Here is a 19320-nt window from a genome sequence, read left to right as displayed (position 1 = left end):
TCCTCTCATCGGTCGTTCGAACGATGCAACCTTCCAACCTTCTACGAACCATCTTAGAAGAAGCTCAGCCGTAAACCGATACTATTGCGCTTTCGCAATGGGCGTCCTCGCCCTATTGCAATTTTTGCGCAAGCTATAGGCGAGATTATTCCCCAGAACTGTCCCGCTTCTCGTCTTCCTCATCTGCCAGCCGGTAACCGCAGTGCCATACCGTCTGCACGTAGCGCGGCTCGCTCGGATCCGGCTCCAACTTGGCTCGAATGCGTCGTATGTACACGGAAATGGCGATAGACGAGTCCAGATACTCCTCTCCCCAAATCTCCTCGATAAGATCGCGCTTGCTGTATACCTCCCCCGGATGCGATGCCAGCACCGCCATGATCCTCGACTCCTTGGGAGTAAGCTCGACTCGTTTTCCCGCCAGGCGCACATTCCCCGTGCGCACGTTCACTTCCAGGTCGCCTACGTGGTATAGCTCGCTTTGGGGCGCGGACGCTGCGGCTTCTGCCGCAATTTGCGCGCGACGCAAGAGAGCCCCCACCCGCAACCGCAGCTCTTCTCCGCTGAAGGGCTTTACCAAATAATCGTCGCCGCCAATGCCGTAGCCAATGCGCTTGTCCACGATATCGCCTTTAGCCGTAAGAAACAGCACCGGTGTAGCCCGATCATGCTCGCGAATGCGTTCGCATACCTGAAAGCCGTCGAGAAGCGGCATCATTACGTCGAGAATGATCAAATCGGGCCGCTCATCCCAAAACAGACGCAGCGCCTCTTGCCCATTCCTTGCACGCAGACAGCGATGGCCATCTTTGGCGAGCATCTTCTCAATAGCGCTGCTCGAGCTATTGTCGTCGTCGGCAACGAGGACCAACGCGTCACGACGGCTCATGGTTTCCTCCTTCTCGTGAACACAACGAATCGGCTGAAGGCTCATCGGCCAAGGGAAGCCCCGTATCGGCGGCATCATCGCCTTCCTCGACCTCGTCGGGAATGGCCGGCAGAGGCAGTTCCACCGTAAAGCAGCTGCCTTCTCCTTCCAGGCTTTTCACTGAAGCATTGCCGCCCATCATGGTGGAGAAGTTACGCACAATGGACAGACCGAGGCCCGTGCCCCCCTCGCTCGTTGTTTCCGAATGGGGAGCGCTCACGAAACGATCGAAGACATGATCGAGCTGTTCGGCAGGAATACCGCAGCCGTTGTCGCACACGCAAATGACGAACCGTCCTTCTCGATAGGCAAGCTGCAATTCAACCCAACCTCCCGAATCGGTGAACCGCAGCGCATTGTTCACCAAATTCACGACGATGCGACGCAGCACTTCCTCATCACCCAAAAGCAAGGGGGTATCGGGGCTCACCTTCACCTTAAAGGACACATCCTTCTTCTTGGCCAGCGGGCCCATAGTAGCCTTCACTTGGCCAGCTAAATCGTATACGTCGAACTCGTCCTGGGCGAGACTGAGCGTGCCCGCCTCCAACTTGGCCGCATCGAGCACGTTGTTGATCATCGCCAGCAGTACGCGTGCGTTCGTCTCCACTTCATTTACGAGCGCACGGCTTTCTGGCGAGTCATCGGGCATGCGTTCTTTCCATAGCTCCGTAAAAGCGAGAATAGACGACAGCGGCGTTTTCAGCTCATGGGTAATAATGGTAAGGAAGTTCGACTGATCCTCGGCTTCATGGCGCAGCTTCTTGTTCTCGTCAACAATGGGAGCGGTAATCCAGGTACGCAGGCCCAAGGCAAGAACCAAGGTAACCGACCCCATCAGTACGCAGAAAAATACTACCGTGCTGACCAAATCGGCCTTCGCGTCGGCAATGATGGAATCCATGGGCATAACAATGGACACCGCGCCCGCCACGTCTCCTTCGGCCATTCCCTCTTTTGCATAGCCGGTGATATCCTTCTCACCCGCCGGATCACCGTGGCACGGCAGGCATCCATCCTCTATTTCAAGCAGGCCCACATAGCGGAAGACCGAACTGTCTCCTTGATGCTCGAGCCCGTAGTACTCTTCAACGACGCCCTCCTCGAAGGAGGAAAGCGCCTTGCGCTCGAAGTCATCGGGGGCATCCTCGGTGTTACGGGGATTTCCACGAATGTAGCGAATCGAATAGGCAGATCCGGCGGAGAAGCGCTTGGCGATGTCTTTGGCCGCCACCGCGCAATAAATTCCCGAGGTTTCGCCCGTCGCGCGGTTGATCTGCGGCTGGACGGCATCGATGTAATCCCAGGCAGCCCCAATCTCTGCGGACAGCACACGGGCTTCAGCGAGGGCGCGCCGATCGTTCTCAATGCTTTGGGCGTGGTAAAACCAGGCGAGATACACGCACAGCACAAGCACGCTTACCACACCGGCAAGCAGAAAGAACTTTTTTGCAAGGCGACGCCGCTCCAACCAAACCCCTTCTCATGGACTGACGACTGTTCCATTGTAGCGATTCGGCCTTCGCGCTGCGATCTGACAGCTGTTGCAAAATCGCAATAGTCGAACATGAACGTCGAAATACGTTGCGAAGGGGCAGCACCTAGCACCATGCGCCGAGCACATCTTGCGCGCCCAAGCAGCAGTAGTTCTTTTGGGACACCAAAAGCGGATTTGCCGCGACGATATCGTAAGAGGAGCCATCGTCGCTCACAGCGTCATCGGCTGCCGAGACGCTGTCTATAGCGCACAGGTAGAGGTTGCTGCCCTTATAGGAAAAATTCTCCCGCAAGCTGAGTTCATAGCGCAGAGGGCTCTCGCACAGCCGAGGCGCATGCACGTGCTCGGCAGCCTCTAGGGCGAAGCGTGCGATGGCCTTGTCCTTTTCCGCCCCCGAGGCGCGACCAAGGGCCTCTACCGCATCGAACATATCGCGCGACAGCGCGTTGAGAACTAGCGCCCCCTCACGCTCGAAGTTCCGTTTCACCGCCTTATCGCCATCCATGCACAGCGTAACCCCAAGTCCGTCGTCCCAATAGAAGTTCACCCAGCTGACAAGGGCAAGATGGGGCGACTCGTCCTTGTTGTAGGTGCTCGCAGCAAACACCATCATAGGATGCGGAATAAACTGATTCACGGCGAAAGGAGTGATATCCATAGCGACACTTTCTCATACGAGCCGGCGCCCCAACAGCACCGGCTTCTCTCACATCGTTCATGCGTCGAATGGGCTCTCACAGGGGAGGCTAGGTGAAAGCCCGATCCGCTTCCTTTTCTCGATAAAGCAGCCTACAGCTTCACCACCGTGGGCGCATTGCCAGTCATATCGGCAATGGTCGCCTCTCCATCAGTCAGGTAGAACACCTCGAAAATGGGGTTATCCGCCGTCTGGTACTGGTCTTTCAGCATGGGGATGTTCATGCAGGCTTCTTTCACGGCGCGATTGTCCTCGAACACCGCCTTCCCTCCCAAGCGGATCCACCGGAAATCAGGGGTGGACGCGCAAACCTCCACGTACGGATTTTCCTGCATCTCGGCAAACACGGTCTTCTGATTGTTGGTGCCGAACCACAGCTTTCCTTCGTGCTCCATCAGGAACATGAAGGGGCGGCACTTCGCCTTCCCATCGGCACCGACCGTAGCCAGATACTGGACGGGATTTGCGGTAAGGAACTCAACGACTTCCTGCATGGTTCGCTCTCTTTCTCTCGGTTGCGATTTGCCGGAGAGAGTATATAATGCTGTACAGTATTATGGAAAGTAGGAACTATTTTGTTATATAGTTTCATTTTGAATCTATTAAGGTAGGAGCTGTAAAATGACCACGCCTTCTGCTCATTCTCTTCCTCGTTGCCCCGTTGAAGTTACCCTTTCGCTCATCAGTAGCCGCTGGGTGGTGCTTATTTTGCGAGAGCTTATCTACGGAACGCGACGTTTCGGGCAGATTCGCAAGGCCCTCGGCGGCGTGTCGACCAAGGTACTCACGCAGAACTTGCGTACCATGGAGGAGAACGGCCTGCTTACCCGCGAGACCTTCGCCGAAGTGCCCCCTCGCGTAGAGTACACGCTTACCGCCTTGGGCCAAAGCCTGAGACCCGTGCTGCTTTCAATGGTGGAATGGGGCTCTCAGTACGCGCGGCTGCACGAGCATCGGAGCTCGGTGCGCTGCGACACCGGCGAGGTGCTCATAGTGCGTCGCAAGGACGATGCCTACGTTGCTTTAAACGAAGAGGGCGATGAAGTAGCCCGCGTTGTTCCGACGGATGCAACTTGGGAAGCTGAGATTAACAACTCATATCGGACGCACGTAGATGGAGCGGCTCTCATTGCCGCCGCCGAAGTCCTCACACAAGACTAGCATTCGAAAGAGAAGGGCCGCTCGGCGACGGTCAGAGCCTTAACTGGGCAGCGCTCCACCAGCTTCTTGCCACACGTTATGAAGAACTGGGCTTCGCTGCGACGGGCCGAATGGGCGACGAGATAGCCCCTTCCGTGCCTCTCTTCCCTTCAGAACCCAAAATAAGAGAAGGAATAAGTGAATAAGGGAAGAAATAGGGAAATAAGGGAAAAAATAGGGGAAATACAGAGAAGCCTCAATCAGCCCTACGGCATCATTTCGCAAAATAGCGAACCCTTGCGGTAGATGTGCTGCTCTGCAACGCGGCCCACACTCTTCCCGGTGCGAGCCGCGCGAAAGCACGAACCTTTACCCCAGCAGGGCTGTCACCTTCCCGAGCAAAGGCTCGAAGGAGACGCCGCGGTCTTCGAAATTGGGCTGCTTGGCGGAGATGAGCATGGCGTCGGCCGTGAAGTCGGCGGCGAAGGCCGTGGCCTCGGCCAGGTTCGAGCCGGCCATCACCGCAGCGAGCAGGGTGCTCGCGAACACGTCGCCCGTGCCGTGCAGCATGTAGGGCAGCTTGGCGTTGGTGGTTTCCGTGAAGTCGATGGCGTCGCCCCACACGTAGTTGTGGATGAGGCCGTCGCCGTGCTCGATGCCCTTCAGCACCACGTTCTTCGCGCCGCGCTCGCGCAGCTCCAGAATCATCTCGCGCACCGTGGGCTCGTCCACGTCGGCACCCTGCCACCCGCGACCCAAGATGATGGCCGCCTCGGTGAGGTTGGGCGTCAGGATGTCGGCACCGTTGGCCAGCGTACCCATGGCTTCCACCAGCTCCGGCGTGTAGGTGGGGTACACCTTGCCGTGATCGGCCATGACCGGATCCACCACGCGCAGGGCCTTCGGGTAGGTCTCCCACACCTGCTTGATGATGTCTACCTGCTCGGGGGCGCCGAGGAACCCGGAATACACCGCGTCCAATTCCACGCCAATACCCGCCCAGGCAGCCAGATAATCGCCCAGAATGTCGGTGGTATCGTGCATGTACCAGCCGGGGAAGGCGGTGTGGCTGGAGAACAGGCCCGTGGGCACGGGGCACACGTCGCAGCCGGCGGCGGACAGCACCGGAATGGCCACGCCCAGCGAGCACTTGCCGTAGCCGCACAAATCGTGGATAGCGGCCACGCGGGGGATGTAGGCGTCTTCGCGTTCGTAGAGGTTCGTCATAAGGTTCCCTTCGAAATCGGCCGACCGCGCGGGCCGGCAAGGGGCGTTCGTTGAATCGTTCCCCATTCTAGCCCTCTTGCAGGCGCACGGCCCTCGGTTTTTCCGATAGGTATCCTAGCGGTTCTCAATCGCGCCGATGTTTTTGAGCGCGATCTCGATGCGGCCGTCCGGGGTGCTGAAGAACTCGATGAAATCGGAGTTCTCACCGTATTCGGCCGGGAAGGTGAGCTCAATGCCCGTGTCGGTGCGGATCTTGTGACTCTTGGTGACCCGCTTGGCCACGGCTTTTTCCACCACGACGCGCTCGGGCAGGGCGCCCTTTTCCACAGCGGCCTCGAAGCGCTCGGCGACGCGGGGCTGGTCGGCGAACACCTCGCGGCCCAGCTCGCGGGCGTCCACCTCGTCGGACTCCTCGGCATTCTCGGCCACGTAGGCCTTTGCCCGCGAAAGCGCCACCGCCGTGTTGGCGCCGAACTCCTCGGCGACCTCTTCCACCACGGTGGTCACCGCTTCCAGCACTTCGCGACTCGAGGCCTCCATGGAGCACTGCAGCAGACCATCGGGGATGATCCAGCGTTTCTCGCCAGCAATCTCTCGTTCCTTATCCACGAACCACACGGCCATGTCGTCGGCGGAGATGAGCGCGAAGGATGCCACCTTCTGAGACGGGTTCGGCAGAATGGCGTGGTGCCGCGCGATGGTGGTAGCGGTGTCGCCGAAGTCGTTGCTGCCCACTTCGTGCATGTAGGCCTGGCGGCTCTCCAGCAGAATGATCGCGAAGTAGCGCGGGCCGCGGGCCTTGTAGGCGGCCTCGGCCTCCTCGTCGGTCATCTCGCGCGCCGTCTGGTCGGCGTCGCCTTCGAAATCGACGACGAGCAGGTCGGTCGAGGGCGTCTTCTCCATGCGCGACAGCTCGCCGACGATGAACTCGCCGATCTGCTGGGACAGCCCCACGAAATCGCGCTCGCCGCGGAAATAGGCGCGCAGCTCCTCGGCGAACAGGCTGTTCTCCGCGAACGTGCCGCGCTTGCTGTCCAGGTTGCTCAAAGTCCGCTTGGCCTGGGACGTGACGTAGCGCTTGGCGGCCTTGTTCCCCAGATCCATGGGCACCTGCGCGAACACGTTCACGCAGGACACGAAATCGAACACATGCAGAATGGCGTTGTTGATGTTCACAGGACTCCTTCTCGTGGAAAACGCCGATCTTTCGTCATTTTCAAGCCACGCTCTGACCAGGTAAAACCCTAGTTTTCCCAGCTCAAACACCCTGTTTGAAATGGCTGCAAAATGACGAAAGATCGGTCGGAACCGATCAGATTGCACAACCTATTATAGGGGAGAGATAGGAAAAGGCCATCCGCTAGGGCTCTAGCCACACATTCAAATCGACGTCGGCGGGGATGCCGGGGACGCTGCCGGCGTTGGTGTACTGCCAAATGGCGAAGTCGAGCGGCGCGGTGGGAGCTTCCACATCGTACTCGGCCAACCACACTGGATAGGCGGCGCGCAGCTCGGGCGCGAGACGCAGCAAGTCGCGCTGGTTTCCGTAGAGCATGGGCGCGTAGCCGGCCGCGGCGATGGCCTCGCAGAACGCACGGGCATTGGCGGTCAGCTGGTCGCTGGAAAGATTGTTGGCTCGGGCGCCTTCGATTTCCACGGGCTCGTGGTCGTAGGCGACGTAGGAGAACGTGGCGCCCGCAGCCTCGGTTTCGCGCAGGTTGTCCAGAGCGAACCGGGCCTCCTCGCGAGCCTCGTCTTCGGTCAGCGCCTGAGAGAAGAAATAGGCGCTCACCTGGATGCCCACCTCCCCGGCGCGAATGGCGTTCTGGAAGAAGAACTCGTCGGCGGAAAGCGCACCTTCCGTGGCGCCCCGGTTGCCGATGCGGGCGAAAGCGAACTGCACGCCGGCGTCGGCAACGGCGGCCCAATCGATGTCGTTGCCCTGGTGCTCCGACACATCGATGCCCCAGCGCGAACAGAGCGCATCGTTCTCGTAGTACGCCAGCTTCTCGCCCTCGCGCACGAGGCCGGACCAATCGTAGGGACTCACGTAGGGCTCGATGGCGGCCACCTCCGCCGACTTAGAGGACGACCCGCAACCGACAAGCAGCCCCGCCGCCGCACACGCCACTGCGCACGCCGCACCGGCCACGAAGCGTCGCCGCGTCAGCGTCGCGATCCGGGGCGCCCGCAGCCCATCTATGTTGCGGCCATTCAATATCATGGGCAGTATTGTACGGCAGCGAGAACCTACTTCCGCAAGTTCCCAAACAACCCCCGCAAAAGTTGCCGGCTCGTCTCGCGCCCGATCTGGCCGATGACGGAGCTGACCGTTTTCATGGCCTGCTCGCGTTGTTTCTCGGCAGCTCGAGCGGCGCGCTCGGCTTCTTTCTCGGCCGCTTTCTGGGCACGCTCAGCCTCTCTTTCGGCAGCCTTGGCAACACGCTCTTCTTCCTTGGCCGCAGCTTTCGCGGCCCGATCGGCCTCGGCGGCCTTCTGCTTCTCGAATTCGGCGCGCTCCTTTTCCAGCTGGGCGCGCTCGGCAGCCAGCGCGTCGGCCTCGGCAGCGGCGCTCTTCTCGGCGGCAAGCTTCTCGTAGGCACTCTCGCGATCGATGGCCTCGCCGTACTTCTCCACCAGATGCGCCTGGGCCACGCCGATCGCCTCCAGCGTCGCCGCATCGGCAGCGGCCATGCGGCACTCCGGCGGCAGCACGCGCGCCCGTTCCACAATGCTCGGCTGGCCATCCTCATTCAGCAGCGACACGAGCGCTTCGCCGGTGCCCAGTTCCAGCAATGCCTCGGCGGAATCGAAGGCTGGATTCTCGCGGAAGGCCGCCGCTGCCGCGCGCACCGCCTTCTGCTCGGCGGGCGTGTAGGCGCGCAGCCCGTGCTGGATGCGGTTGGAAAGCTGCGCGAGCACCTCATCGGGAATGTCGGCGGGCGACTGGCTGACGAAGTAGACGCCGACGCCCTTGGAACGGATGAGCTTCACGGTCTGCACGATTTTGTCGGTCAGCTCCTTGGGCATGTCGTCGAACAACAGATGCGCCTCGTCGAAGAAGAACACGAGTTTGGGCTTGGGAAGATCGCCGGCCTCAGGCAGAAGCTCGTAGATTTCGCTGAGCATCCACAGCAGAAACATGGCGTACACCTGGGGCGATGCCATGAGTTTCGCAGCGTTCAGAATGTTCACGGTGCCCTGACCCGCATCGTCGGTCACGAGCCAATCAGTGATATCCAGCGCCGGTTCGCCGAAGAAGATGTCGCCGCCCGCATCTTCCAGGGTGAGCAGCGCGCGTTGAATGGCGCCGACCGACTGCGACGACACGCGGCCGTACAAGGCTTCCACCTCACTGGCGTGTTCGGAGAGATACCCGAGCATGGCGCGCAGGTCCTTCAGATCGATGAGCAGCATGCCGTTATCGTCGGCCATGCGGAAGGCGATGGCCAGCACGCCGCGCTGCACGTCGGTCAGCCCCAGCAGCCGCGCCAACAAGTCGGGCCCCATGTCGGAAATGGTGATGCGCACGGGCACGCCGTCGCCGCCGAGCATATCCCACAGGCGCACGTCGCAACCCCGAGGCTCCCAGCCTGCGGCGCCCAGAGCGGCCGCGCGCTCGCGCACCTTCTCGGTGTCGTCGCCGGGTTGGGCCATACCAGTGACGTCGCCCTTCACGTCAGCCATGAACACAGGCACGCCGGCCTGGGCGAACCCTTCGGCCAGCACCTTCATGGTGACCGTCTTGCCCGTGCCCGAGGCTCCTGCAATGAGCCCGTGGCGGTTCGCCTGGTTCAGCAGCAGATAGCAGGGATTCTCGCCCTGCGCCACCTTGATCTTATCGCCTTCGAGCATGGGAGCCTCCTAACCGGTCGGGGCAAACGTCGCCTCCATGGTACGGGAACGCCCCGGCCGCCCGGCCGCCTCGCACCAACCCGTTGGCATACCGTAGGCTTGCCAGCTAGGCGGTCTCGCCCGGAAGGTCACGTCCGCTGCCAGGCTAGTTGGTCTCGCCCGTGAGGCCGCGCCGCCAGGCTAGGCCGCCCCGCCGGCATCGTCGCGCAGGGCCGGCGACAAGTAGTAGCCTTCGACGGAGAAGCGCTTCTTGTAAGCGAGAAAGCAGATGATCACAACGGAGAGCGTCGTGGCCGCCGAAATCATGAGCAGCACGACGATCTGGTACTTCGCCGCGATAACAGGATCGGCACCCGCCAGAATCTGGCCGGACATCATGCCGGGAATCTGCACGATGCCCGCCGCCGACAGCTGGGCCAAAAGCGGCGTCATGCCGGCGCCCACCGCCGCCTTGATGGAAGGAAACGCCGCCTCACGCGGAGTGGCGCCCAAAGCAACCATCATGTATATCTCGTTCGCACGGGAATCCATGCTAGCAAACAGGCGGTCGGTGGCCACCGCTGCCGCGGCCAGCGTGTTGCCGAGAATCATGCCCGAGATGGGCACGAGCTGCATGGCGTTGTACCACGGATCGGCGTGGATGATGCCTTCCACCACGATGAACGCGATGACCATGGACGACACGGTAATAGAAAGGAAGACGTCGGCCCAAAGCCCCCGCACGACCTTGTTCGTGCGGCCCGTGGCGATCTGCGTCGCCGCGATGCACATGCCCAGCAGCACCAGACACACGAGCCACCACGTCTGGTACTTGAAAAGGTAGCCCAGAAGCAAGCCCATGGCGAGCAGCTGCAGAAACGCCCGCACGGTAGAGACGGCGATGCGGCGGGTCTGCCCGAGTCCCATGCGCCACGACACGATGCCCGCCACCAACATGAGCAGACTCGCGCCCACCAGTTCCACATATCCGATGTTCACCACGCCGCCGGTCATCGGGAGCCCCCCTTCGCAGAGGGCTCGACCGGCTTTCGGTCGGCCGGCGCAGGTCGCAAAGACGGCGAGTCGCTCCTTGGCGATGCGACTGGGTCGAATGCGGAACCAACAAGAGGGGAAACACCGGAAGGCGCACTGGGCACCGCCTTCAGCTTCGCAAGCACTTCATCGGCTCGCGAGTCGCATCCTTTCCCCGCGCTTGTAGCGGGTGCGTTGTCGGCCGTGATCTCGTTTTGATGGTAGGTCATCTTCCCATCGGCCAGCGTGAACACCCCGTACGCGTAGCCATCCTCGGCCCGATGGCGGATGCGCAAGCAGGCGGCCCCGCCCGCGAGCATCGCCCGCGTAAGCCGACTGACGGCCACGGCCGACTCCTCATCAAGCGCCGCTTCCACCTCATCGAGCAGCAGCACGGTCGGTCGTGTGGCGAAGGCCCGCAGCAACGCCACCCGAGCAAGCTGGCCGCCCGAGAGCTGAGCCGCCGCGTGATCGAGCGTCACGCCATCGAGCATCGCCAGGGAAAGCATCTCGTTCAGCACGTCGTCATCGGGCTTCGGCGAGCCGGCATTCACCTTCAGCGTCCAGGGAAACAGCAGGTTGTCCCGCACCGTGCCGGGCACCAACGACGCAGCCTGAGGCACCAGGCACACGCGCCGGCGCCATTCCATCGGCTTGAACCGATCAACGGGAACACCCTCGAGCGTCAGCGTGCCGCCCGAGCGCGGCAGCATGAGCGCGCACGCGTTCAACAGAGTGGACTTTCCCGATCCGGAAGGCCCCGTGAGGTTGTACAAGCAGCCCGCCTCCAGCGAGAAACCCACATCCGCAAAGGGCGCGAACGGCTGCCCGTCGCGACGAAACTGCACCCCGATATGTCCTGCCTCGAATAACGCCATGCGAGCATGATACCCGACCCCGCGATCTCCGCAACAAGTGCCCACCGTTTGTGATCCAGTCGCTATGCGAGCGCCTGCACGCGCTCGACCATACGAGGCGATTGCCGTAGTAAGATGGAACCAGAAACGCACGACAAGCGCGAAAGCGACGAAAGCGAGGCGGCATGGTTTACGACGAGAGGGACATTCGAAAGGCGCAGGCGCTGGACATCGCGCAGAAGATGGTGGTGGCAGCGCGGACGGCGCCCAAGGGCAAAGGCGTCGATGTCGTGGAATGCGCCGTGGTGGACGGCGACGATTTGGAAGCGCTCGCCTGCACCATGGAGGCCGTCGGCGAGGATCGCGGGTTCGCATTCTTCCTGCGCGACGCCAACTGTGTGCGCAAAAGCCTCTGCATGGCGCTCGTGGGCACGCGCGAAAAAGCCCAGGGGCTCAACTGCGGCCACTGCGGTTTCGCCACCTGCGGCGAGCGCACGCCAGGCGTTCCCTGCGAGGTGAACTCCGTAGACGTGGGCATCGCCCTCGGCGCCGCCGTGTCGCGCGCCCAGGCCTTCGGCGTCGACACCCGCATCATGTTCTCCGCCGGCCTAGCCGCCCAACAGCTGAGCCTGCTCGGCGAAGGCGTGGGGCAGGTGTACGCTATCCCGGTAAGCATCAGCTCCAAAAGCCCGTTCTTCGACCGCGGGTAGGTCAGCTGCGGTCGCATCCGCTCCAGCATGTTCCAGAAATCGCGCCATAATCGCGCCAATCGCGCCATAATCGCGCCAATCGCGCCATAATCGCGCCATAATCGCGCCAATCGCGCCATAATCGCGCCATGGCACGATTCCGAAGGGGTGGTCACCGTGAACGCGCATCAACTGCGAGACATTATCGAAGAGGGCGAGAACGACCGCATCGAATTCAAGCGTTGCGGCAACCAGCCTGAAAAGGATCTCTTCGAAACCATCTGCGCGTTCGCCAACACGTTCGGCGGCACTATCCTGCTCGGCGTAGAGGACGACGGCTCTCTCACGGGCATCGATCCAGCCCAGGTGCTTCCCATCACGAGAAACGTCCTCAATGTCGTCAACAACCCCAACGCCTTCGACGTGCCCGTCTCCATGGAATTCGAGCATATCGAGATCGGTGACCGCCAAATCATCAAGATCGACGTTCCCAACAGCCCGCAGATGCACAGCTACAAGGGCAAAGTATACGAACGGCGCGGGGATGCCGATGTCGTTGTGCGCGGAAGCGCTCCTCTCGCCGAGCTCTGCATTCGCAAGCAGGGAATCTATACCGAACAGCGCATTTTCGAGCATGTATCCCTGAGCGACCTGAGAGAAGACCTCATTGACGAGGCCCGGCGACTCGCTCTCGCGAAGAGAAAAGACCATCCGTGGGGAGCCATGACGAACGCGCAGCTCGTCGAATCGGCCGGGCTCTTCGGCAAAGACTACTCAACGGGAAAGCAGGGCTATAACTTGGCAGCCGTCGTTCTTCTCGGCAAGGACGAGGTTATTCGATCGCTGTGCCCCACCTACAAAACCGATGCACTTGTGCGCCAGCACGACACGAACCGCCACGACGATCGGCTCGTGGCTACCACCAACCTCATAGACGCCTATGCCCAGATCGCCGGGTTCTGCAGGAAACATCTTCCAGACCGCTTTCTTATGGAAGGAGACTTCGCCCTCAGCCCCCGCGATACCATCGTGCGCGAGCTGGTCGTCAACTGTCTCATTCATCGCGAGTTCACCAGCCCCTTCCCGGCAAAAGTCATCATTGACAATGAGGGCATTCGAACCGAGAACGCCAGCCGGGCTTCTTTCGAAGGGCCCTTGGAGCCTGACACCTTCAGCCCCCTCCCGAAGAACCCTCTCATCGCTTCGTTCTTCGTGCACATCGGTCTGGCCGAAGAGCTGGGCAGCGGCACGCGCGAGCTGTTCAAGAATTCTCGTCTCTACACGGGCCGCGACCCCGAGTTGGAGGAAGGCCTGATCTTCAGAGCGTTCGTACCGACGGTTCCTGCTGCCGAAACGGTGCACAGCCCGCTCGGGCAGCACACCACTCGAGCGGACGAGCCCGACGAGGCTGTCGCCCTTGCCCTGAAATTGGCGGAAAGCGCTGAGGGCGTGCGAACTGCCGACCTGGCTAATACAGGAATTTCCCGGAGAACGGCCCTGCGTATCATAAGCGAGCTCGTTGAGCAGGGTAAGCTCGCTCCGCAAGGCAATGGTCGGAGTCGCGTGTACCGCCGATGCCCCCGATAGAAACGTTCGGAACGCCTGAAAACTCAGCCACAGCGGCTGGCATGTCCGCGCAAAAATGATTAGAGAGGTCATCATGACAGACCACGCACTCGCAAGTTTCGAAGCGAAGGACGGCACGGGCCGGTGGGAGGTTTTCACCTGGGGCATTATCGCCAACGGCCAGCGCTACCACTTCACGAAGCAGTCCCATATCGTGTGCGCCGGCCTGCCGGGACGCACTGAGAAGCACGTCTACCAGACCGAGGAAGACGATGGCTTCGGCTTGTGGGCGGCGCTTGCCGTCTACCAGGAGACCGGAAGCCTTGCCGACGCCGGCCTCGCTGCCTGGGCGTTGGGCGGTCCGAGCATCGAGACCCACATCGACACGCGGGAGATCCCCGGCAACGTGACGCTCTCCATCGGACACTTGCGCCGCGGCCGCGACGCCAACCTCTCCCTGCGCTACCGCGAGGACGGCCGCTGGGTTCAAGTCGGTGCCATCCAACACTTCGCCGACATCACCCTTGCCGCCATCACGGCCTACCGCGCAGGCGCGCTGTAACGGCGCTGACGCTCAGGATTTCTGAATCCCTACAAAATGCAGTATGAAGAATCGCAAAAGTGCATAAATTAGCAATTTGAAGATGCTAAAAAGTGCAGCGGGCCGCTTTAACTGCGCCTCAACGACCCCCTAAAGAGCCGGCCGCTCCCCCGTTTCAACATAGCGATCAATGTCGGCAACCATTAGGTCGGGCGACTCTATGTGGTAGAGAAAGTAATTGTCCAGCACATATTGCGAGAGTCCTTTTTCGCGAAAGAGAGCCGCCACCTCCGGACCCGTCAGCCCCTTCGCCTGCCGATAGTGCTCGATGGCGAACACGAGAAACCGCATTTCCTTGCTCATGACTGCTCCTCCGGGTCGTCGAAAAAGCCGCGCTCCACTTCCTGCCGGTACAAATCCGCCAGAGCCGCCGAGCTGAGATGCCACAGCCCGCTATCGGGATTGCGCAGCAGCTCATAAAAGTTCGATGCATAGAACTCCTCGATTTGGCAAGGCTCGGTGAAGCCCAGTCGCTCAAACAAGCCGGGAAGCGTCGCCGTGCCGAGCAGCACAGATAACTGCTCCGGAGACTTAGCCATTCGTCCTCACCTCTCCACCGTCCGCGCCGACTCAAAGGTCAGCCTCTCTAACGCCTTATCGTTGCAGAAAAGTATTTGCGTGAAAAGCTCTTTGATCTTTAGCATTTCCAGAGCAGCACGAGCCGTGATCTGCCCTTGCTCGTAAAGCGTTACCGTTGTGAATACGTCATCGTTCGCCACGGGCCCAATGATAATGTCCACTTCGAGTGCTTTATCGCGACCTTGCTTTCGGTTGTGCACGACGAACTCCAGCCACTCTTCATTAGGTTCGGAAAATTCGAGAACGCGTAGCTCGCGCCCGGCTCGCTCCATATCGCATTCGTAGCTATTCAGCGTCGGAGCCCCCTCCATGCCGCGGCGCACAAAGGCCTTGCGAGCGAAATCCTCCGCTTGAGCAAGGTTTGTCGTGGTGTAAAACCCTGTTCCGAAATCCAAGTAGGGAGAACGATTCACAATCCTCGGCTCACTGGCCGTTTGAGTTGAAGCATGGTATAGCCGCATGAAGTTCTCGCCTTTCGGATAACACCTCTTACACTGGCCGAGACGGGTTAAAAAGGACCGCATCCCATGATGGCAGAATAGCACGCCCCAAAGCTTCAACCCACCCGAGAACGTGCCGATTCTCTACGCAGGCAACGCATCGGCTGGAATGCGCATAACGGGGAGCTGTCGAACCTGCTCGTCAAGAAAGAAAGCGGATCTGGAAATCACAGTCCGTGATTTCAAGTGACAGAGGATGGGGCCTTACGCGAACGCCTCCTCCATGCCAATGCAGAATAGATCCATTGACACCATAAGCAATGGCATTATCTTTAGCTATAAAGCCCCCGAACGGCGAGGAATCACCTCTTCCGGTGCTTTCATTTTGCGTTGGCATAGAGCGCTTCCTCAACACAGCAAGGTGATCAGAATGCGATGTCACTCTTAATTATGCAGAAAAGCTTTAGAGCCACCGCCTCAAACTTCAATGTTATTAAAGAAATAGTTGCAGCCTGTATTGGAGTCTGTTCCCCAGAATTGCGAGAAGACGTTCATCTCTTGCGTAGTGCCAGGGCCCAAATAGAAGGAATAAGTCACCACTTCATCGTTGATGGCAAGCGTATGGAAATTCCAGGACTCCGAGTCGAAATACAAAGCTTTATCGAGCTTTTGAGCTAGCGATTGTCCCCCGTCGGGCATCATGCGAGAGAAATGCCAATCTTTGGAAAGGATAAAGTTGAAAATGGTTGAGTCAATTCCGCCCGATCGAATCTCACGCCCGATTGCGCTGTAACCAGAAGGCGCAATGCTGAAGAGATGAACTGCGTTGTCGTAGCCGATAGCAGTACTCAGCTTATCGATTATCTTTGAATGAGCCCGATCGCGGGACATGCGACTTTCTGCAATATACAAATAGTGATCAGAGGAGGGGTCGCTGAAAGATCTTCCGGTCGACATTTCTCCGCCAGCCAAAAGAGCTAGCCCGGGGTACTTTGCGGCCGGCGTCTCCTCAATCCAGCTATCCTTAACCCGAAAACGCGCTTGACCACCAGGCTTTATGCTTTCCCAATGCCAGCCGGGCGTCGTCTTAAAGTCCCATCTTCCCATGCTATCTCCTAATATCAAAGCGTCAAATCTTTTGATCGCAAATCCTTCTTAATTCAAAGAGGCGCACTCCTTTGTTGCAAGGTCGGCAAAAAAGGCCTGCGCCTCATGGCTCCCCGCATTTACCAAGACGCCCTCTCCAAATACTGGATGGGTCAGGGGATCGCCCGAATGAAGGCTTCCGTCTTCGTTCGAAAACCACGTCTTAAGCAAATCAGAATAAGGCATGTATTGAGTCGTCGCGCCATCGAAATCCGTACGAGACAAAGGAGTCGTTGACGCCAATTCTATTTTATTAGGAACAAAGATCAATCCCTGTTTATTAAATGCTGTAAATATTGCACTTTCTAACAAACTTTCGGCGAATAGAATGCCCCATAGAACACCCTTCTCGCGCTTAAACAAATCTAAAGCCAAATCTTCATGCGACACAATCGCTTCTTTCGCAGACCTATAAGCCAATTGCTTAATCACCCCTGCATACTGTTGCGCATACGCCAAGATTGCTTGCCCATCCGCGCCGAAAGGTATATCCACTCTTTCGCGGAAGGCTTTTCTATAGGAGACGAATGAAGATATCTCCATGCTCTTGCTTGCTTCTGGTGGCAGCAAAATCGTCTGTCCAAGCAATGGCATTAACGCAAAAAGCTGCTCCCCGGAATTTGAGTATAGACAACCAACATCCTCAAAGTTTTGTGCGAAATTTCGTAGGCCGCCTCTTTCCATTATGGAGGAAATTATAGAGCACACATTCCATGCTTCGGCAATCCTAAACAATAACTCTTGGTTCGCCTCTTCACTTGCGGTATACAAAATAGCTCCTTCTAGCCAAGAATCAATAAGTGGAGAATAGCTGACGCACTGACGCCTCATTGCCCAATGGAGCTATTTCTTGTCATGCAAGGATCATCTCTTATAATTCCCCTCATGCGAAACGCGGCAACACATACTTCATCCCCCGGTTATGCAGCCTTTATTAGCTATCGGCATTTGCCTCGGGACGCGGAGGTGGCTTGTGAGGTGCAGCGGGCGATTGAGGAATACCGGCTACCACGGCATGTTGCGCAGGCGCACCAAGCCTTTCGTCCCCCTAAACTCGGCAAATGCTTTCGCGACGAGGACGAGCTTGCGGCTTCGCACTCGCTGCCCGACAGCATTCGGGAGGCATTGGCGGCTTCGCGCGCACTAATTGTCATTTGCTCGCCGGAAACGCAGGAAAGCCCCTGGGTGCGACGAGAAATCGAGATGTTCGAGCAGCTCCACGGGCGCGAGCGCATCATTTGCGTGCTGGCCGCAGGCAGTCCCGAGGAAAGCATTCCGCCCATTCTGAAGACGCGCCTGATACCCGACGCCAGCGGCGTTTTGCGGGAAATGCCGGCCGAGCCCCTCGCCGCCGATCTGCGTCCGGAGGCTAAGGCCAAGCGCAAGGCCGAACTGCTGCGCATCATCGCCGCCGTCGCCGGCTGCAGCTACGACGATCTCCGCCAACGCGAGCGAGCCCGCAAGCGCAAGCGCATTGCCCTCGCGTCCGTGGCAGCGGCCCTCACCATCGCCGCCGTCGGCGTCTTCGCCTTCCAATTTCACCAAACCAGCGAGGCGGCGCTCATCGCGGAATCGAAGAGCCTCGCCGCCCAGGCGCTCGACCAGTACGCCCAGGGGGAGACCGCGCAGGCCATCGAGACTGCGCTTCAAGCCCTCCCCTCTTCCGAGAGCGACACTAGCCGGCCGCTCGTTCCCGAAGCCCAAGCCGCCCTCGAAAAGATTCTAGCGCTCAATCCCGATCCGGAGCAGCCCTGGACGCCGTTCTATCTGTTCGAAACGGACGGGGAAATCGTAGATGTCACCTACAGCCAGGAAGGTACCTGGGCCGCCGTCCTCGACGCCACAGGAACCGTGTCCCTCTACAACGCCGACAACGGAACGCTTACGGGCACGGCAACACCCCACGTCTTTGAGCTGAGGGATGACACAGTTCCTGCGAGAGACTGGTTTATCAAGGCCATATCCCCTTCGTGCCTCGTTATGGGCAATGTAACGGGGCCAGGCGGCGTTGTGGTCATTGATCCCCTCACTAATGAAGTCCTCTTGGATCTGGATGACATCTACCCGCTTACGGCAATACCGCTCGAGAACGAGACGGGCTCCTCCGACTTCGGGCTGCTCACGTATGGCACTCGTTCCATAGCGGCTTTTCTCGTTGACGCGCAAGCGAAGAATCTCCTCGCAGGCGCCGAGATGCCCGTCGACCAGTTCCCGCGTATGGCGAACCTCGACACCTTCTGCATTCAGAAAGCGCCTGCAAGGGCCTATTATGCGCTCGATACGGCGCTCGTCACCTTCAATCTCGCCGATGAAACCGCACGCCAAGACACCGTTTCCGATGCCACGATCCAATCGGTGCACTGCAAAGACGACCTCGTCGCCTTTGCAGCGGCAAATATCGAGAACAGCAGCGACGGCATCAACAACTACCCCTTCTCCATCACCGTCGCCAGAAACACGGGCGACGGCTTCGAGACCCTTTGGACCTACGAGGACACCTTCGCTGTCACCGTCAGCACTAGGAACGATACCCCGCAGCCCTTCGCTAGCGTCCCGAAAATAGTCGACATTCTCCACTGCGGAGAAGATCTGGTCCTTGCCGCGGCCGGGAAGAAGCTCTACGCCTTCAGCCTTACAACAGGCGAGGTCGTCTACGAGCAGGAATTCGCCGCCTCCATCGTCGCAGCCCAACCCTGCTTCGTCGAAGAAGACCGCTACGCCATCTCGCTGGCCCTTAGCGATGCCACGCTCAACGTGATCAGTCCGTTGTTCGACGTCACAACCAGCACCGATTCCAGCACGACCGCAGTTCCGTTTACCCTCAATGGCGCATGGCTGGGTGCGGACAATTACGGCAATCTTGTAGCCTACCTGCACACCGCCGACCGGCTGAACCGCATCTACTGTTATCTGTTCCGGCCTTTCTGCGACAGCACCGTTGCCGAGGAGTTCACCCTCGACGAGCTTCTGGCCTATGCGCGCCAGGCCGTCGGCCAATCGTAGCGCATGCCCCTTCATTGCCCAATGTCGGTGCTTACGGCAGGTATGATAGGCACGTTATCATGCGGAATGCGCCATAGCGCACG

The 19320-nt window shown here is 59.5% G+C and carries 20 protein-coding genes; 5 read left to right on the top strand and 15 right to left on the bottom strand.

All coding sequences use genetic code 11. The features are described 5' to 3' along the window. Positions 1-145: 145 nt before the first annotated feature. The 4 genes from GO707_RS02440 to GO707_RS02425 all read right to left on the bottom strand — a co-directional run bounded on the left by GO707_RS02440 (position 146) and on the right by GO707_RS02425 (position 3617). Positions 146-889: a response regulator transcription factor gene (locus GO707_RS02440; RefSeq protein WP_173114898.1), complete on the bottom strand. Its 744-nt coding sequence runs from the start codon at positions 887-889 to the stop codon at positions 146-148. After that, positions 876-2399, bottom strand: a complete 1524-nt coding sequence (locus tag GO707_RS02435; RefSeq protein ID WP_114538975.1) for an ATP-binding protein — start codon at positions 2397-2399, stop codon at positions 876-878. Before GO707_RS02435 ends, GO707_RS02440 begins: the two co-directional genes overlap by 14 nt. 130 nt (positions 2400-2529) lie before the next feature. Beyond that, positions 2530-3084 carry a flavin reductase family protein gene (locus GO707_RS02430; RefSeq protein WP_114538974.1) on the bottom strand — a complete coding sequence of 185 codons (555 nt, stop codon included), beginning with the start codon at positions 3082-3084 and terminating at the stop codon, positions 2530-2532. A gap of 131 nt (positions 3085-3215) precedes the next feature. Continuing rightward, positions 3216-3617, bottom strand: coding sequence for a pyridoxamine 5'-phosphate oxidase family protein (locus GO707_RS02425; RefSeq protein WP_114538973.1), 402 nt, complete (start codon positions 3615-3617; stop codon positions 3216-3218). Positions 3618-3744: 127 nt separating this feature from the next. Between GO707_RS02425 and GO707_RS02420 the strand changes: the two genes are divergently transcribed. After that, positions 3745-4284 carry a winged helix-turn-helix transcriptional regulator gene (locus GO707_RS02420; RefSeq protein ID WP_114538972.1) on the top strand — a complete coding sequence of 180 codons (540 nt, stop codon included), beginning with the start codon at positions 3745-3747 and terminating at the stop codon, positions 4282-4284. Between the two features lie 348 nt (positions 4285-4632). Here the strand turns inward: GO707_RS02420 and GO707_RS02415 are convergent, their stop codons facing one another. The 6 genes from GO707_RS02415 to GO707_RS02390 all read right to left on the bottom strand — a co-directional run bounded on the left by GO707_RS02415 (position 4633) and on the right by GO707_RS02390 (position 11204). Further along, on the bottom strand, positions 4633-5490 hold the full coding sequence (locus GO707_RS02415; protein ID WP_114538971.1) for a pyridoxamine kinase: 858 nt from the start codon (positions 5488-5490) through the stop codon (positions 4633-4635). Positions 5491-5604: 114 nt separating this feature from the next. Then, complete coding sequence (locus tag GO707_RS02410; RefSeq protein ID WP_114538970.1) at positions 5605-6666, bottom strand: nucleoid-associated protein; 1062 nt, start codon at positions 6664-6666, stop codon at positions 5605-5607. 184 nt (positions 6667-6850) lie between these two features. Further along, a complete protein-coding gene (locus GO707_RS02405) occupies positions 6851-7714 on the bottom strand; it encodes a glycoside hydrolase family 25 protein (protein ID WP_114538969.1) in 864 nt (287 codons plus the stop codon). A gap of 26 nt (positions 7715-7740) precedes the next feature. Beyond that, a complete protein-coding gene (locus tag GO707_RS02400; protein WP_114538968.1) occupies positions 7741-9345 on the bottom strand; it encodes a helicase HerA-like domain-containing protein in 1605 nt (534 codons plus the stop codon). A 180-nt stretch (positions 9346-9525) separates the two neighbouring features. Continuing rightward, positions 9526-10338 (bottom strand): ABC transporter permease, encoded by an 813-nt coding sequence (locus GO707_RS02395; RefSeq protein ID WP_114538967.1) that lies wholly within the window; start codon positions 10336-10338, stop codon positions 9526-9528. Further along, positions 10335-11204 carry an ABC transporter ATP-binding protein gene (locus GO707_RS02390; RefSeq protein ID WP_181869646.1) on the bottom strand — a complete coding sequence of 290 codons (870 nt, stop codon included), beginning with the start codon at positions 11202-11204 and terminating at the stop codon, positions 10335-10337. The genes GO707_RS02395 and GO707_RS02390 overlap by 4 nt, the downstream gene beginning before the upstream one ends. A gap of 194 nt (positions 11205-11398) precedes the next feature. Here GO707_RS02390 and GO707_RS02385 point away from each other — a divergent pair, with 194 nt between their 5' ends. From GO707_RS02385 to GO707_RS02375, 3 genes are all read left to right on the top strand, one after another. Next, positions 11399-11923: a ferredoxin domain-containing protein gene (locus GO707_RS02385; protein ID WP_114538965.1), complete on the top strand. Its 525-nt coding sequence runs from the start codon at positions 11399-11401 to the stop codon at positions 11921-11923. Between the two features lie 156 nt (positions 11924-12079). Further along, positions 12080-13489, top strand: a complete 1410-nt coding sequence (locus tag GO707_RS02380; RefSeq protein WP_173114905.1) for an RNA-binding domain-containing protein — start codon at positions 12080-12082, stop codon at positions 13487-13489. Positions 13490-13562: 73 nt separating this feature from the next. Next, complete coding sequence (locus GO707_RS02375) at positions 13563-14030, top strand: hypothetical protein (RefSeq protein ID WP_114538964.1); 468 nt, start codon at positions 13563-13565, stop codon at positions 14028-14030. A gap of 129 nt (positions 14031-14159) precedes the next feature. Here the strand turns inward: GO707_RS02375 and GO707_RS02370 are convergent, their stop codons facing one another. From GO707_RS02370 to GO707_RS02350, 5 genes are all read right to left on the bottom strand, one after another. Next, entirely contained in the window at positions 14160-14372 is a 213-nt protein-coding gene (locus GO707_RS02370; RefSeq protein WP_114538963.1) for a DUF3791 domain-containing protein, read from the bottom strand. Further along, the gene (locus tag GO707_RS02365; RefSeq protein WP_114538962.1) at positions 14369-14608 is read right to left on the bottom strand and encodes a hypothetical protein; all 240 of its coding nucleotides are present in this window, start codon (positions 14606-14608) and stop codon (positions 14369-14371) included. Before GO707_RS02365 ends, GO707_RS02370 begins: the two co-directional genes overlap by 4 nt. A gap of 6 nt (positions 14609-14614) precedes the next feature. Next, a complete protein-coding gene (locus tag GO707_RS02360; RefSeq protein WP_181869645.1) occupies positions 14615-15109 on the bottom strand; it encodes a DUF3990 domain-containing protein in 495 nt (164 codons plus the stop codon). A 456-nt stretch (positions 15110-15565) separates the two neighbouring features. Next, the gene (locus tag GO707_RS02355) at positions 15566-16195 is read right to left on the bottom strand and encodes a hypothetical protein (protein ID WP_157011886.1); all 630 of its coding nucleotides are present in this window, start codon (positions 16193-16195) and stop codon (positions 15566-15568) included. Between the two features lie 48 nt (positions 16196-16243). After that, positions 16244-17005 (bottom strand): hypothetical protein, encoded by a 762-nt coding sequence (locus GO707_RS02350; protein WP_114538959.1) that lies wholly within the window; start codon positions 17003-17005, stop codon positions 16244-16246. Between the two features lie 66 nt (positions 17006-17071). On the opposite strand from GO707_RS02350, the gene GO707_RS02345 reads away from it, so the two are divergent. After that, positions 17072-19237: a toll/interleukin-1 receptor domain-containing protein gene (locus tag GO707_RS02345; protein WP_114538958.1), complete on the top strand. Its 2166-nt coding sequence runs from the start codon at positions 17072-17074 to the stop codon at positions 19235-19237. The last annotated feature ends 83 nt before the right edge of the window (positions 19238-19320 follow it).

The sequence above is a fragment of the Adlercreutzia rubneri genome, assembly GCF_009755265.1.
In the GTDB taxonomy this organism is placed as follows: domain Bacteria; phylum Actinomycetota; class Coriobacteriia; order Coriobacteriales; family Eggerthellaceae; genus Adlercreutzia; species Adlercreutzia rubneri.
Note: the sequence above shows the minus strand (reverse complement) of the source record. Positions and strands in the feature narration are given on the sequence as shown.

Excerpts from the sequence above, each read along its gene's own strand:
- GO707_RS02415 (WP_114538971.1), bottom strand. The coding sequence starts at position 5,490 with ATGACGAACCTCTACGAACGCGAAGACGCCTACATCCCCCGCGTGGCC.
- GO707_RS02370 (WP_114538963.1), bottom strand. The coding sequence starts at position 14,372 with ATGAGCAAGGAAATGCGGTTTCTCGTGTTCGCCATCGAGCACTATCGG.
- GO707_RS02395 (WP_114538967.1), bottom strand. The coding sequence starts at position 10,338 with ATGACCGGCGGCGTGGTGAACATCGGATATGTGGAACTGGTGGGCGCG.
- GO707_RS02365 (WP_114538962.1), bottom strand. The coding sequence starts at position 14,608 with ATGGCTAAGTCTCCGGAGCAGTTATCTGTGCTGCTCGGCACGGCGACG.
- GO707_RS02355 (WP_157011886.1), bottom strand. The coding sequence starts at position 16,195 with ATGGGAAGATGGGACTTTAAGACGACGCCCGGCTGGCATTGGGAAAGC.
- GO707_RS02385 (WP_114538965.1), top strand. The coding sequence starts at position 11,399 with ATGGTTTACGACGAGAGGGACATTCGAAAGGCGCAGGCGCTGGACATC.
- GO707_RS02425 (WP_114538973.1), bottom strand. The coding sequence starts at position 3,617 with ATGCAGGAAGTCGTTGAGTTCCTTACCGCAAATCCCGTCCAGTATCTG.
- GO707_RS02400 (WP_114538968.1), bottom strand. The coding sequence starts at position 9,345 with ATGCTCGAAGGCGATAAGATCAAGGTGGCGCAGGGCGAGAATCCCTGC.
- GO707_RS02375 (WP_114538964.1), top strand. The coding sequence starts at position 13,563 with ATGACAGACCACGCACTCGCAAGTTTCGAAGCGAAGGACGGCACGGGC.
- GO707_RS02345 (WP_114538958.1), top strand. The coding sequence starts at position 17,072 with ATGGAGCTATTTCTTGTCATGCAAGGATCATCTCTTATAATTCCCCTC.
- GO707_RS02440 (WP_173114898.1), bottom strand. The coding sequence starts at position 889 with ATGAGCCGTCGTGACGCGTTGGTCCTCGTTGCCGACGACGACAATAGC.
- GO707_RS02360 (WP_181869645.1), bottom strand. The coding sequence starts at position 15,109 with ATGCGGCTATACCATGCTTCAACTCAAACGGCCAGTGAGCCGAGGATT.
- GO707_RS02430 (WP_114538974.1), bottom strand. The coding sequence starts at position 3,084 with ATGGATATCACTCCTTTCGCCGTGAATCAGTTTATTCCGCATCCTATG.
- GO707_RS02420 (WP_114538972.1), top strand. The coding sequence starts at position 3,745 with ATGACCACGCCTTCTGCTCATTCTCTTCCTCGTTGCCCCGTTGAAGTT.
- GO707_RS02405 (WP_114538969.1), bottom strand. The coding sequence starts at position 7,714 with ATGATATTGAATGGCCGCAACATAGATGGGCTGCGGGCGCCCCGGATC.